This window comes from Nonomuraea sp. NPDC046570 (genome assembly GCF_040645915.1).
In the GTDB taxonomy this organism is placed as follows: Bacteria; Actinomycetota; Actinomycetes; order Streptosporangiales; family Streptosporangiaceae; genus Nonomuraea.
Genome location: NZ_JBEYZF010000010.1, coordinates 60,259 through 73,729, shown reverse-complemented (window position 1 = coordinate 73,729; position 13,471 = coordinate 60,259). Strand labels below are relative to the sequence as shown.

10 protein-coding genes are annotated in these 13,471 nt (G+C 70.3%); 2 read left to right on the top strand and 8 right to left on the bottom strand.

Features of this window, described 5'->3' with window-relative positions; all coding sequences use genetic code 11:
* The first annotated feature begins 2 nt into the window (after nucleotides 1–2).
* A complete protein-coding gene (locus ABZ911_RS18060; protein WP_358056517.1) occupies nucleotides 3–449 on the top strand; it encodes a MarR family transcriptional regulator in 447 nt (148 codons plus the stop codon).
* 25 nt (nucleotides 450–474) lie between these two features.
* On the opposite strand, the gene ABZ911_RS18055 is transcribed toward ABZ911_RS18060, so the two are convergent.
* From ABZ911_RS18055 to ABZ911_RS18035, 5 genes are all read right to left on the bottom strand, one after another.
* Entirely contained in the window at nucleotides 475–5,388 is a 4,914-nt protein-coding gene (locus ABZ911_RS18055; protein WP_358056515.1) for a DNA repair ATPase, read from the bottom strand.
* Between the two features lies 1 nt (nucleotide 5,389).
* Entirely contained in the window at nucleotides 5,390–7,540 is a 2,151-nt protein-coding gene (locus ABZ911_RS18050) for a flotillin family protein (RefSeq protein ID WP_358056513.1), read from the bottom strand.
* Entirely contained in the window at nucleotides 7,540–8,100 is a 561-nt protein-coding gene (locus ABZ911_RS18045) for a hypothetical protein (protein ID WP_358056511.1), read from the bottom strand. The genes ABZ911_RS18050 and ABZ911_RS18045 overlap by 1 nt, the downstream gene beginning before the upstream one ends.
* Nucleotides 8,101–8,215: 115 nt before the next feature.
* Nucleotides 8,216–8,881: a response regulator transcription factor gene (locus tag ABZ911_RS18040; RefSeq protein ID WP_358056509.1), complete on the bottom strand. Its 666-nt coding sequence runs from the start codon at nucleotides 8,879–8,881 to the stop codon at nucleotides 8,216–8,218.
* A 330-nt stretch (nucleotides 8,882–9,211) separates the two neighbouring features.
* A complete protein-coding gene (locus ABZ911_RS18035) occupies nucleotides 9,212–9,733 on the bottom strand; it encodes a DUF1269 domain-containing protein (protein WP_358056507.1) in 522 nt (173 codons plus the stop codon).
* Nucleotides 9,734–9,925: 192 nt separating this feature from the next.
* On the opposite strand from ABZ911_RS18035, the gene ABZ911_RS18030 reads away from it, so the two are divergent.
* A complete protein-coding gene (locus ABZ911_RS18030; protein ID WP_358056874.1) occupies nucleotides 9,926–10,786 on the top strand; it encodes an NADP-dependent oxidoreductase in 861 nt (286 codons plus the stop codon).
* Nucleotides 10,787–10,906: 120 nt separating this feature from the next.
* On the opposite strand, the gene ABZ911_RS18025 is transcribed toward ABZ911_RS18030, so the two are convergent.
* The 3 genes from ABZ911_RS18025 to ABZ911_RS18015 form a co-directional block, all read right to left on the bottom strand.
* Nucleotides 10,907–11,815, bottom strand: a complete 909-nt coding sequence (locus ABZ911_RS18025) for an aminoglycoside phosphotransferase family protein (protein WP_358056505.1) — start codon at nucleotides 11,813–11,815, stop codon at nucleotides 10,907–10,909.
* Nucleotides 11,815–12,693, bottom strand: a complete 879-nt coding sequence (locus tag ABZ911_RS18020; protein ID WP_358056503.1) for a 1,4-dihydroxy-2-naphthoyl-CoA synthase — start codon at nucleotides 12,691–12,693, stop codon at nucleotides 11,815–11,817. The genes ABZ911_RS18025 and ABZ911_RS18020 overlap by 1 nt, the downstream gene beginning before the upstream one ends.
* Nucleotides 12,694–13,127: 434 nt before the next feature.
* The gene (locus tag ABZ911_RS18015; protein ID WP_358056501.1) at nucleotides 13,128–13,463 is read right to left on the bottom strand and encodes a metalloregulator ArsR/SmtB family transcription factor; all 336 of its coding nucleotides are present in this window, start codon (nucleotides 13,461–13,463) and stop codon (nucleotides 13,128–13,130) included.
* Between the last annotated feature and the right edge of the window lie 8 nt (nucleotides 13,464–13,471).

The following is a 13,471-nucleotide window of genomic DNA, read 5'->3' as shown; positions in this document are numbered from 1 at the left end:
CCGTGAACTGGCTGAACGAGACGGAGATGGCCGCCTGGATCGGGTACCGGCGCATGCGCCTGCTGCTCGACCTGGAGGTGCAGCGCGACCTGTCGCGCGAGTCCGGGCTGTCGGAGCCCGACTACGACGTGCTGTCGAACCTGTCGGAGGCCGAGGGACACCGCCAACGGCTGACCGAGCTGGCCACCCACATGCGCTGGTCCAAGAGCAGGCTCTCGCACCACCTCAGCCGCATGCAGGAGCGCGGGCTGGTGCGCAGGCAGGAGGTGGCCGAGGACGGGCGGGGCGCGATGATCGTGCTCACCGCCGAAGGGCTGCGGGTGATCGAGGAGGCGGCTCCGGGGCACGTGGCCTCGGTCCGCAAGCACTTCATCGACCTGCTGAGCGAGGAGCAGCTCCGGGTGCTGGCCCAGATCTCCGGCACGGTGCTCGCCCGCCTCGACGACTGAGGAGCCGGGGCGGGCGAGCGGGCCGTCAGCGGTCCGGGTGGCGGATGGCCTGGCCGATGTCGCCCACCCGGTCGGCGAGCAGCCCGATGGCCCCCACCGCGCGGGTCACCGGGTCGTCCGCCGACCCGCCGAGCGCCTTCGCCCGCAGGTAGGCCGCCTTGACCTCGGCCCAGCGCGCCTCCTGCGCGGGCGTCAGCCGTCCGCGCAACTCGGCCAGCTTGAGCAGGTTGGACTCTGCCCCCGTGGTGAGCGTCTGCGCCTCGCCCACATAGTGGTCGTCGATGACCGACTCCAGCTCGGCGTCGTTCATCACCGGGACGATGCGCTCGGCCAGCTTGTTCATGTTGCGGTAGGAGCCCTGCAGGCGGAACGGCGGCTCGGTGCGCGCCTCGTCCGACTGCGCGGCCGAGGCGATGTAGGCCTGGTTGTTGGCCAGCACCACCCGCTGCACCCGCAGCAACTTGCGCAGCACGTTCAGGATCTGGTCCAGCTCGACCTTGGAGTACGGGTGGGCGAGCTGGTCGGTACGCACCGACTCGTCCCCCCTGGCCAGCCTGACCAGGATCTCCACGTCGCCCCGGTCGCGAGTGGACAGCGGCGCGAGCACCGGGTTCGAGGTGAGCGCGTTGTCGATGTAGCTCAGCGCGAACAGCTCGTCCCGGCCCGACAGCACGTCGCCGAGGTTCCACACGTCCGCGCGGTTGGCCAGCATGTCGGGGATGCGGAACCGCTGCCCCGACTCGGTGTACGGGTTGCCCGCCATGCACACCGCGAACCGCTTGCCGCGCAGGTCGTAGGTCCGGGTCCGGCCGTTCCAGACGCCCTCGATGCGGCGCTGCGCGTCGCACAGCGAGATGAACTTCTGCAGCAGCTCCGGCGAGGTGTGCTGGATGTCGTCCAGGTAGAGCAGCGTGTTGTTGCCCGACTCCAGCGCGAAGGAGATCTTCTCCACCTCCTGCCTGGCGGTGGCGTCCGGCGCGTCGGCCGGGTCCAGCGAGGTGACCTCGTGGCCCAGGGCCGGGCCGTTCACCTTGACGAAGACCAGGCCGAGGCGGCTGGCGACGTACTCCATCAGGGTCGTCTTGCCGTAGCCGGGCGGGGAGATGAGCAGCAGCAGGCCCATCTGGTCGGTGCGCTTGCCCTCGCCCGCCGCGCCGAGCTGCTTGGCCAGGTTGTCGCCGATCAGCGGCAGGTACACCTCGTCGAGCAGGCGGTTGCGCACGAACGCGCTCATCACCTTGGGCTTGTACTCCTCCAGCCGCAGCCGGTCGCGCTCGGCGGCGACCAGCTCGCCGCGCCGCCGCTGGTAGGCCCGGAACGCGGGCACCCGCTCCTGCCTGAACACCCTGGTCCTGGCCAGCGTCTCGTCCAGCCGCAGCTCCAGCTTCCGGTCGGCGACCCGCGGGTGCGTGCCGAGCAGCCCCTCGACGGTCGCGGTGAGCATGGCACTGGAGTCGTGCCTCGGCAGGTCACACAGCTGTACGGCTATCGCCTCGGCCAGCTCGGGCACCGGATCGAACGCGCTCAACCACGCCTGGACGAGCTGCACCTTCGCCACCAGGTCGCCCCCCAGGGCGCGCAGGTCGTCGTCGAACTCTCTCGCCTTGGACGGCCCGAGCGCCTGGCGGAACCGGTCGAGCAGGTCGCGCGCCGCCGCGCTGGTGACGAAGCCGGCCGGTTGGGCGGCGAGCTCCTCGACGAGGTACTCCCCGGCGAGCGCAGCCAGGCCGAGATCCGCGCTCGCGCTCAGGCGGGTCTGGAAGTCGGCGACCCGGGCGGCCAGCTCCTGGGCGAGGGACTCGATCGCGGCGGTGTGGCCGAAGGCTTCGCGGGCGCGGGCCAGGGAGGTGGCGCGGGTGGTGAATGTTTTACGTGAAACATCGTCGAGGCCGTGGGACCAGCAGAGCTGGGCGAGGGAGCGGGCCTCGGGGGTGTAGCGCAGCAGTCCGGCGCCTTCGCGCAGGCGGAAGAGGGTGTCCAGGATGGCGGCGGCGTCGTGGTCGTGGACGCCGCGTTCGTAGCCCTCGTCGTAGCGGTCCTCGGAGGCTCGCCGTACCAGGTCGAGGAGGTTGGCGGTGTGGAGTTCCTCGGGTGGGGTGGACGCGAGGAGGGTGGCGGCCAGGTGTTCGGCGCGGTAGACGGCCGGGGTCTCGGAGACGACGAGCTGGTCCCAGAACGGGCGGGTGTCGGCGAAGTCGGCGGGGACGGGGGAGCGGTAGTCGGTGCCGGTGATCGCGAACTGCATCTCGCCGTCGTGCGGCACCAGGGTCAGGTCGATCGGCTGGGTGTTGACCGCGAACCGGTGGCGGCCCAGGCGCAGCGTCTCGCCGCCGTCGGAGAAGAGGTCGAGGCGGTCCCGCAGCGACCGCCCCGCCTCCTGCTGGGCGGCCTTGACCCGGCCTTCGAGCTCCTCGGCGCGTACCGAGTCGCCCAGCTCGCGCAGCTCGGCGGCCACCGCGCGCAGCTTCGACACCATCGGGTCGGTGGCGAAGTAGGTGTTGACCTCCTCCAGCGACCCCAGCGTCGCCACCCGCCTGGCCACGCTGGCCAGGATGCGCTCGGCGGAGGTGGAGATCCGGTCGGCGCGCCGGGCCCGCTCGTCGAGCTGGGTCTGCTTGCGCGCCGAGAACGCCTCGTAGACGTCCTCCCGCTTGCCGGTCAGCAACTGGGCGAAGTCGTCGAACTCCCCGAAGCGCGACTCCAGGTTCTCCAGTTGCAGCATCAGCCGCCCGAGCTGCTCGTCGCACCGCTCGGGCGTGTCGGCCATCGCCAGCGCCCCGGTGACCGCCTGCCCGAACAGGGCGAACTCGGCGGCGAACGCGGCCCGCCCCTCGGTGGACAGCAACTGCCTGCGCCGCCCGTCGAGTACGGCCCGCGCCCGGTTGACCCCGCCCATCACCTCCCCGATCCGCTCCAGGATCGAGGTGCGGACGGTGGCGTCGGCGATGTCGAGCGAGCCCACCACCTCGGTGACCACCTCAAGCCCTTCGGCCTGCGCGGCCAGCCGCTCGCCGACCGGCGCGGCCTCGGCGGCGGTGGCGATGGCGGCGGCGTCGGCCTCCAACTGGGCGACGGCCGCGTGGTAGCCGGTGAAGGCGTCGGTGCCCTCCAGGAAGGAGACCGCGCGGCGGCCCACGGATTCGAGCTCGCCGGACAGCTCGGCGGCCAGCTCGTCGAGCCTGCTCAGGTCGATGTACCGGGTCTCGCGCAGGGTCACCAGGCCGCCCTGGCGGCGGCGCAGCTCGGCCAGCCGGGACACCCAGGCGTCGGCGGAGGTGAGCGTCTCGCCTCTGGCCTTCCGGACCAGCTCGGTGGTCTCGGCGGCGGCCCGCTCCAGGGTGGTCCTGGCCTGGAGGGTGAGCTGTTCGACGTTCTCGTACTCGTCGAGGACCTGTTCGGCGGTCGCCCGGACGTCGGCCAGCGGGGTGCGCAGGCCCTGCTCGCCCAGCCAGTGGTAGTGGTCGAAGGCCCGCGTGCAGGTGGCGATGAGCGCCTCGAACGTCGCCGCCGAGGGCGCCATCTCCTCGACCATGCGGGCCACCGACAGGCAGTCGGACACGCCCCTGACCAGCTCGGCGTTGCCGATCCGGTCCAGTGGCCCGGTGCCGACGGGCTGCGCGGCGGCGTAGGTGTCGGAGACGTACGGCGTCTGCCAGACCTGCATCGGGTGCACGCGGGTGGGCTCGTCGGAGGTCGCCCGGAAGACGACCAGCGTGCCGTCGTCGAAGATCGAGTAGCCGTGGCAGGGGATCGGGTTGGCGACCTCCTTCCTGATCACGTTGTACGGCAGCAGCAGCGACCGCCCGTCCCCCTTGGCGTGGAAGGCGTACAGCACGTCCTCACCGTTGGGGGAGCGGATCACCCGCTCGAACTCCAGATCCGTCACGTCGGTGTCGAACGTCTTGGACACGCCCGTGGACAGGTAGTAGCCGCCGGGGAAGATCAGCCCCTGGTCCTCCGGCAGCCGCTGGCACGCCTGCCCGATCCCGTCGAGCCGCACCACGCCCTTGGTCCTGGTGTTGAACACCAGGTGCCGCCACTCGTCCTCCTTGTACGGCTTGACGCGCAGCAGGATGAGCGGGCCGATCCTGGCGTGCTCGACGTCGGCGTCGGCCAGGCTCTGCAGCGGCTCGGCGACCGGCTCGCGGTAGACGCCGGCGCCGGACTCGGTGTTGTTCTCGATCTTGACGGTGAGGTCGCCGCCGACGGTCTCGACGAACACCTCGCCCTGGATGGAGATGTGCGGGTGGCGGCCGAGGATGTGGTCGTCGCGGGTGGTGGGGATCCACTCGAAGTCGTGCGAGGGCGGGAAGACATGATCCCGCTCCCCCCGATTGTCCTGATATTTCGGGACTCCGGTGGTGGTGACTGACCAGCGGAGCACGCGCAGGTCCGCCGGGCCCGTCTGGAAGACCGCCAGCAGCTTGCCCTCCACCCTGCGCAGTTGCAGCAGGCGGGTCTCCTTGTAGTACCGGTACAGCTCGGCGAAGTCCTTCTTGAACTGGTCGTCCTGCAGCGCGGGCAGCGTCCCGGCGTCGAACCGGAACGCCTCGTCCTCGCGGGAGAAGGAGTGCACGGAGAAGACGTCGTCGACCGTGGTCTCGGGCTTGAGGCCGATGAAGACGTTGTAGCCGAAGATCATCAAATCGCCCACGGAGACGATGTCGCGCGGCACGCAGTTGTTCTCGGTACGGATCCGCTCGGTGCCGATCAGGCGCAGCTCGGCGCCGCCGAACACCTTCAGGCGCTCGGCGTTCACCGCCTCGGCCGCCCTGGCCAGTTCCCTGGCCTGGTTCGCCAGGCGGGTGCGCAGGACCTCGTAGGTCCCGGCCTCGATCCCGCCGATCCCGGCGCTGGCCGTACTCGCGTCCGTGCCTGGAGTCGTGGGGCCGGAGGCGGCGCCCCGCGCCGGGCCGGGCCCCGCCTGCTCGGTCGTCATGTCAGTGCTTCACCGCCGTGAGCGCGGCCACCGGCGACTCGGCCACGCCCAGCCGCTTGGCGGACTCCAGCAGTTCGTTCAGCTTGGCGGAGTCGGGGCCGCCGTTCGCGATGAGCTGCATCAGCAGCGTGGAGACGGTGAGGTTCTTGACATCCTCGGTGCTGATCCCGCCGATCAGCCGCGCCAGGTCCCCGGGCAGGCTGGCCGACCCGTTGAGGTACGGCTCCGCGATCGCCCTGGCCACCCCGGAGTGCTCCACGAACCCGTCCACGACCTTGCCCGCGGTGATCGAGCCGACCACCTTGTCGAAGAACATCGTGTCCCCGCCGACGATGTCGATGTTCGCCTTCGACAGGCCCGCGGCCACCACGCTCGCCTGGGACTCGGCGATCTGCCGCTGGACGTCGATGTGCTTGAGCCTGATCTCCTTGTCGGCGTCGAGCCGCAGGCGGTACTCCTCGTGCGCCCGGCTCGCGTCGTCCAGCGCGGCCAGCGCGGCGGCCTTCTCGGTGAGACCCTCGGCCTCGGCCTTGAGCTTCTCGCCGACGGTCGCGGCCTCGGCCAGCGCCATCGCCTGCCGGCCTTCGGCCTCCGACTTGAGCCGGTCGCCGATGACCAGCGCCTTGGCCCGCTCGCCCTCGGCCTCGGCCTTGAGCCGCTCGCCCTCGACCACCGCCATCGCCCGCGCGCCTTCGGCCTCGGCCTTGAGCTTCTCGCTCACCACGATCGCCTCGGCGCGGCCGACCTTCTCGATCGCCTCCGCGTCCCGCTCCTTGACCTGCACCTCGGCCAGCCCGGCCGCGGCGGTCTCCGCCTGGATGCCCTCGGCCAGCCGGATCTTCGCCCTGGCGTCGAGGTCGGCGGCCTGCTGCCGGGCCTCGGCGAGCACCAGCGCCTCGCGCGCCCGGTGCTTGGAGGCGGCCTCGGCGGCCTCGGCCGCCTTGATGTCCTTGACCAGGTTCTCCTGCGCCTCGGCCTCGGCCTGGATGATCAGGGTCTGCCGCAGCCGCTCGGCCTCCTCGACCGCGCGCAGCCGCTTGATGGCCTCCTCCTGCTCGGCGACCGTCTTCTCCACCACGATGCGCTCGCGGACGACCTCGGCGATGGAGCGCTTCTCGGTCTCCAGTTCCTTGTCCTTGGAGATGCGCGACAGCTCGGTCTCCCGCTCGCGGGAGATGACCTCCAGCATGCGGTCCTTCTCGATCCGCTCGCTCTCGATGGCGATGACCCGCTCGCGGTTCTTCTCCGCGACGGCGACCTCGCGGGCGCGGTTCTCGTGCTGGACGCCGATCTGCTCGTCGGTCTTGATGGCGGCGCTGGTGGCCTTGAGCCGCTCCTCGGCCTGCACGCGGGCGATCTCCGCCTCCTCGCGCGCCCGCATGGTCTCCACCTCGCGGCGCTGCTTGATCTCCGCGTCGGCCTGGCGGCGCTCCAGTTCGAGGATGGCCTCGCGGGCGTCCACGTTCTGGCGGGTGATCTCCTTCTCCTCGTGCCTGCGGAACTCGTTGGTCCGCACGTTCTCGCCGGCCGTCAGCTCGGTGATCTTGCGGATGCCCTGGGCGTCGAGGATGTTGGCCGGGTCGAGCTTGGACATCGGGGTCTGCTCGAGGAAGTCGATCGCCGCGTCCTCAAGGCTGTAGCCGTTGAGGTCGGTGCCGATGACCTGGATGATCTGGTCGCGGAACTCGTCGCGCTTGGTGTAGAGGTCGACGAAGTCGAGCTGCTTGCCGACGGTCTTGAGCGCCTCGGAGAACTTCGCGTTGAACAGTTCCTGCAGGGTGCGCTCGTCGCTGGCGCGGACGGTGCCGATCGCCTGGGCGACCTTGATGACGTCCTCCACGGTCTTGTTGACCCGGACGAAGAAGGTGATCCGGATGTCGGCCCGGATGTTGTCGCGGCAGATCAGGCCTTCCTGACCGGCGCGTACGATCTCGATGGTCTTCACCGAGATGTCCATCACCTCGGCCTTGTGCAGCACGGGGAGGACCACCGCGCCGGTGAAGGTGACGTCCACCCGCCGGACCTTGGAGACGATGAGCGCCTTGCCCTGTTCCACCTTTCGGAACAGGCGGCTGATGGTGAAGATCAGGCCGATGACGACGATCAGAATGACGGCCAGCAGGATGCCGAAGCCGGCGGAGATGACATCCACTAGTGATCCCTTTCATAGGGCATGACCCAGAAGAACTCGCCCTCTGCGTCGTAATCGAAGATCATGGCGTGCTGGCCGCGACCGAGGCTGTCCTCACCGGTCGTACGGACCTGCACGACGGCCGAGGAGCCGTCGGCGGCGGTGACCTCGGCCTGGCCGAAGTCGTTGCCGGCACGGCCGGTGCGGATGACGCACATGCGGCCGACGAAGTCGTTGCGCGAGGGCTCCGCGGCGTCCGGGAACAACCGCCGGAGCGGGATGATCGTCAGGCGGGTGCCGAGCCAGGCCCCGGCGAGGGCGGCCGCGAGCACGGCGAACATCAGCGGCAGGCCACTGAGCAGGGTGACGCCCGCGAGGCTGATGAACCAGGCGAGGGCGACGAAGACGGAGAAGGCGACGGCCGCGGGCACGCCGCCGAGGCCGAGCGGGAGCTGCAGTCCCTCGGTGTCGAGATCCGCGCCGAGGAACATCACGACGATCCAGTAGCCGGCCACGACCACGAGCAGGAAGCTGAAGAGCACGGCCGGGAAGGCCAGCGCGGAGTCGACGAAGTCGCCCATCTGCGTTGGTGTCCCCCTCGGTGTGCCCCCTGCGAAGAGGCCGACTATATCCCCGTTATGTGTCCTTTCTGAGTATTCGTAATGACATTGCAGCCTGCTTGCGGATCACTAAATTTCACGAAATACCGGGTACGGCCAGGCCAGATTCGTACGCCGCGATCACCGCCTGCACCCGGTCCCGCAGCCCGAGCTTGGTCAGCACCTTGCTCACATGCGTCTTCACCGTGTGCTCGCTGACCACCATCGACTCGGCGATCTCCGCGTTCGACAGCCCGCGCGCGATGAGCTGCAGCGTCTCCCGCTCCCGCACGGTGAGCACAGCCAGCCGCTCCGCCACCGGCACCCCGCCCGGCGCGCTCGGCCTGGAGGTGAACTCGGCGATGAGCTTGCTGGTCACCGACGGCGCCAGCAGGGACTCGCCCGCCGCCACCACCCGGACGGCGTGCACGAGGTCGTCCCGCCGTACATCCTTGAGCAGGAACCCGCTCGCCCCCGCGCGCAGCGCGTCGTAGAGGTAGTCGTCCAGGTCGAACGTGGTCAGCATGAGCACCCGGCACTCGCTCTCCGCGCACACCAGCCGCGCCGCCTCGATCCCGTCCATCCTGGGCATCCGGATGTCGAGCAGCAGCACGTCGGGCCGGTGCGCGCGGACCGCCTCCAGCGCCTCCTGGCCGTCGCCCGCCTTGGCCACGACCTGGATGTCGGGCTGGGCGTCCAGGATCATCGCGAATCCGCCGCGGACCAGTTCCTGGTCGTCGGCGACCACCACGCGGATCGTCATGCCGTCACCGTCCGGGCGGTCAGCGGGAGCCGTACCGAGACCTGGAAGCCGGGGCCGTCGGGGCGGGGGCCGGTGCTCGCGGTGCCGCCGCAGGCGGTGGCGCGCTCCCGGATGCCGATCAGGCCGTTGCCGCCGGAGGGCAGGTCGCGGCCAGTGGGGCAGGGGCGTCCAATCTTTCCTCATAGGTGAGCATCGGGACCTCCTGGGCTGGTTGGTCCCATCCTCGGAGATCAGGAGGCCCGTGTGATCGCCGACAGGAGCGGTTTCCCGGCTCACTCCTGGGAGGGAGTTCCGCGCCGGGCGGGTGCTGCGGGCCCCGCCCGGTCGTGGTCAGCCCTGGGGCTGCGTGCCGGGCCGGGCCTGGGCTTCGGCGGCCTCCAGGGTCTCGCGCAGACGGGTCTCCGCCTCGGTGCTCAGCGAGGTCTTGAGGATGTGCCCGCCGTACTGGGCGATCTCCGGGACCACCTTGTCCGGTGTGCTCTTGACGACCAGCAGGAACAGCGCCGCGGTGCCGGGCGTGAGATCCTCGCCGAGATCCTTCATGAACTTGTCGTCCACCCCCAGGTCGGTCATCTTGCCGCTGGCGGCGCCGCCGGCCGCGCCGAGCGCCATGCCGAGTAGCGGCATGAAGAAGAGCAGCCCGATCAGGCCGCCCCAGAGCGCGCCGCCCGCGGCGCCCATCCCGACGGCGCTGGCGACCTGGTGGAGCTTGATGTTCCCGTCCTGCTGGCGCTCGACGACGGCCGCGTCCTCGAGCGTGATCAGCTTCTCCTTCTGCATGGCGAACAGCCGGTCCCGGACCTGAATGGCGGTGTTGGCGTCCGGGTACGCGATGGCGACCAGGTGACTCATGATTCCCCCGAATCCTGATGTGTGCCGTACGTAGCCAAATTACTACGCCACGTCAGCTCATGGGGGGACGGGTGGGTTGACCTCAAGATGACTTGAGGTTGCAGGCTGGGGGCGGTATCCGAGACAAGGGGGCTGTTTCCCATGAGAGCTGCTGCTTTTTCGTCCGCCGGTGGGCCCGAGGTGCTGCGCGTGATGGAGTTGGAGACGCCGCAGGCCGGCCAGGGGGAGGTGCGGGTGCGGGTGAAGGCCGCGGGCGTACAGCCCTTCGACGCCGCCGTGCGGGCGGGATGGGTTCCCCAGGGTGTGGACACTCCGCTGCCGCGCGTGCCGGGCAACGAGTTCGCCGGGGTGGTGGATCAGGTGGGTGAGGGGGTGACCGAGGTCGCGGTGGGGGCGGAGGTACTGGGGTTCTCGCTGCTCAACGCCTACGCCGAGTACATCGTGGTGCCCTCGGCCAATGTCACGCCCAAGCCCGCCAATGTGCCGTGGGAGGTCGCGGGGGCGCTCACGGCGGGTGTGCAGACGGCCGAGCTGGCCATGGACGGGCTGGCCGTGGGCGAGGGCGACACCGTCCTGATCCACGCCGCGGCCGGATCGGTCGGCACCGCGGCGGTGCAGCTCGGGCGGATGCGCGGCGCCACCGTCATCGGCACCGCCCGCCCGGAGAACCACGACTACCTGCGGGAACTCGGCGCGATCCCGGTGGCGTACGGCGACGGCCTGGCCGACCGGGTGCGCGCGCTGGCTCCCCAGGGTGTGGACGCGGCCCTGGACGGAGCGGGCGGTCACGCCCTGGAGGTCTCCCTGGAACTGGTCAAGGACCGCGCCCGGATCCTGACGCTGTTCGAGCACGAGCGCGCCGCCGGGCTCGGCGTCAAGACCACGCAGGGCGTCAGAAGCGCCGAGCGGCTGGGCCGGTACGCCGAGCTGATCAGCAGGGGCGAGTTCGTCTTCCCGATCCGCCGGACCTACCCGCTGGAGCGGGCCGCGGACGCCCACCGCGAGATCGAGACCAGGCACGGCCGGGGCAAGATCGCCATCTTGGTGTCCTGAGCACATTGGTGCCCCCGTCGAACAGCCGTCGTCGGGGGCGTCGAGTACGTACCCGCCCTGACCTTGGTCAATCTCTAACCTCTTAAGTCGGCTTGGCCGGTTAGTGCGCGACTTGACGGATCAGGCGCGCCGCAGGACCGCCTCGGCGATGGCGAGCTGGGCCGGGTCGAGGGCGGGCTCGCCGTCCTCCACGTCCCACAGCGCGTTCTGCAGCACCCGGCCCAGCGTCCACCCGGCGGCCCGCCCCGGGTCGAGCCCCAGCACGTCCACCATCAGATCGAAGCGCCGCAGTACGGCCCGCGCCACATCCCCGCTCGCCGCCACGTCCCCCCACCGGTTCCACAGCGCCGGCAGCAGATCGAACCCCGGGTCCCCGGCCAGCGGCTTGGGGTCGATCGCCAGCCACGGCTCCCGCTCACCGGCCAGCACGTTGTCATAGTGCAGATCCCAGTGCAGCAACCGGTCACCCGCCTCCCCGGCCAGCTCCCGCACCGCGCCCGCGCAGGTCCGCAGCCACCCGGCGTCGCCCTCCCCGAGCTCGGGCAGCGCGCCGGGCACGGCGGCGAGCATGGCCTCGGCGACGTCGGCGAGCCGCCGCATCCCAGGTGGCGCGGGCAGCACGACGAGCCTGGCCAGCAGCTCCGACAGGATCCGCAGCGCCTCCATGTCATCGGGCACCGACGACAGCGACCGCCCGCCGTCCAGGCGTTCGAGCAGCATCGTCCCCGTCGCGGGATCCTCGTCGAGCAGCAGCACCGAGCCGTCGCCCGCCCACGCCCGCAGGCTGGGAGCCTCGCCCGCGCTCTCGTCGTTGACCGGCTGCAGCTTGAGCGCGGCCCGCGACCCGTCGGCGCGCACGACGGGCAGCACCAGCGCGATCATCCCGTGCGCCGCGGGCCCGTCCGGGCGCAGGTCCCAGCGGTTGAGAAAGCTCTCGGCCAGCGCGGGCAGCCCGTCCGACCAGGCGGCGCCCGCGTCGGCCTCGTGCTTCAGGTGGTGGGCACGGAGCGCCGGAGGCACCTCGATCATCAGTAGTGCCAGGGGTAGGGGCTCCAGTCGGGCTCCCGCTTCTCCAGGAAGGAGTCGCGGCCCTCGGCGGCCTCGTCGGTCATGTAGGCCAGCCGGGTCGCCTCACCGGCGAAGAGCTGCTGACCCACCAGGCCGTCGTCGATCAGGTTGAAGGAGTACTTCAGCATGCGCTGCGCGGTCGGCGACTTGCCGTTGACCTTGCGGGCCCACTCCAGCGCGGTCGTCTCCAGCTCGGCGTGCGGCACGACCGCGTTGACCATGCCCATCCGGTGGGCGTCGGCCGCGGTGTAGGTGTCGCCGAGGAAGAAGATCTCGCGGGCGAACTTCTGGCCCACCTGGCGGGCCAGGTAGGCCGAGCCGAAGCCGCCGTCGAAGCTGGCCACGTCGGCGTCGGTCTGCTTGAAGAGGGCGTGCTCCTCGCTGGCCAGCGTCAGGTCGGCGACGACGTGCAGGCTGTGCCCGCCGCCCGCGGCCCAGCCGGGCACCACGCAGATGACGACCTTGGGCATGAACCTGATCAGCCGCTGCACCTCCAGGATGTGCAGGCGGCCGGTCGCCTTGGTGCCGTCGGCGTACTGGTAGCCGTCCTTGCCCCTGATGCGCTGGTCGCCGCCCGAGCAGAACGCCCAGCCGCCGTCCTTGGGCGAGGGCCCGTTGCCGGTGAGCAGCACGCAGCCGACGTCGCTGCTCTGCCGGGCGTGGTCGAAGGCGCGGTACAGCTCATCGACCGTCTGCGGCCGGAAGGCGTTGCGCACCTCGGGCCGGTTGAAGGCGATGCGCACGGTGCCCTGGTCGACAGCTCGGTGGTAGGTGATGTCGGTGAAGTCGAATCCCTCGACGACCTGCCAGGCCTTGGGGTCGAACAGCTCGGAGACCATGGCTCCAGAGCCTAACGGATCCTCCTCCTGGCAAACCGCAGGTAGCGGCGACGTACGGCGGGGAGAATTCCGGCAGCGACTCCAGCGACGTTTCCCAGAGCTGCCCGATTCCCGGGGCCAGAAGGGCCACCGCGGCAATCGCCACCAGGCCGCGGAATCGAATACCCATTGCTTCATGAGCGTTTCTCCCCTGCCCGCCCATGGTCGCCGAATTTATCAAATCAAGAGGAGCGCGCGTCATTCAGCAGTCGCGCGTACCTCGTGAAACGCGGTCGTCCGGCCCTGGTCGGACAGGAGAGGAACGCCGTGGAGAGCCCGAAGTCGCGATTAATCCGCCCTGCGGTCAATTTCCTTCAGCGCACCGAACTGTCAAGGCCCAAAGAGCGACAAGATGGGTTTTCGAGACAATGGACCGCCGTCGCGCTGGTATTCGGCTAGCCGCGTGCTTCGGCGCGAAGTTCGGCCAGCAACTCGCCCTGTCCGGCTAGCATGTCGGTGAGGATGGCCCTGGCGGCGATCAGCAGGTGTCCGACGTCCGGACTGGAGAGGGCGTAGACGACGGTCGCGCCGTCCCGGGTCGCGGTGACGATGCCGGCTCTGCGGAGCACGGCCAGTTGCTGGGAGAGGCTCGACGCCTCGATGTCGATCTCCGTGAGCAGGTCGCGGACCGGCAGCGGACCCTGCTGCAGCAGCTCCATCACCTGGACGCGCACGGGATGCCCGAGCGTTCGGAAGAAATCTGCCTTGGCCTGGTACAGCGGAACGGGCATGCAACTAT

Coding starts and splice junctions, on each gene's coding strand:
- ABZ911_RS18055 (WP_358056515.1), bottom strand. CDS start 5,388: ATGACGACCGAGCAGGCGGGGCCCGGCCCGGCGCGGGGCGCCGCCTCC.
- ABZ911_RS18045 (WP_358056511.1), bottom strand. CDS start 8,100: ATGGGCGACTTCGTCGACTCCGCGCTGGCCTTCCCGGCCGTGCTCTTC.
- ABZ911_RS18040 (WP_358056509.1), bottom strand. CDS start 8,881: ATGACGATCCGCGTGGTGGTCGCCGACGACCAGGAACTGGTCCGCGGC.
- ABZ911_RS18035 (WP_358056507.1), bottom strand. CDS start 9,733: ATGAGTCACCTGGTCGCCATCGCGTACCCGGACGCCAACACCGCCATT.
- ABZ911_RS18030 (WP_358056874.1), top strand. CDS start 9,926: ATGGAGTTGGAGACGCCGCAGGCCGGCCAGGGGGAGGTGCGGGTGCGG.
- ABZ911_RS18025 (WP_358056505.1), bottom strand. CDS start 11,815: ATGATCGAGGTGCCTCCGGCGCTCCGTGCCCACCACCTGAAGCACGAG.
- ABZ911_RS18020 (WP_358056503.1), bottom strand. CDS start 12,693: ATGGTCTCCGAGCTGTTCGACCCCAAGGCCTGGCAGGTCGTCGAGGGA.
- ABZ911_RS18015 (WP_358056501.1), bottom strand. CDS start 13,463: ATGCCCGTTCCGCTGTACCAGGCCAAGGCAGATTTCTTCCGAACGCTC.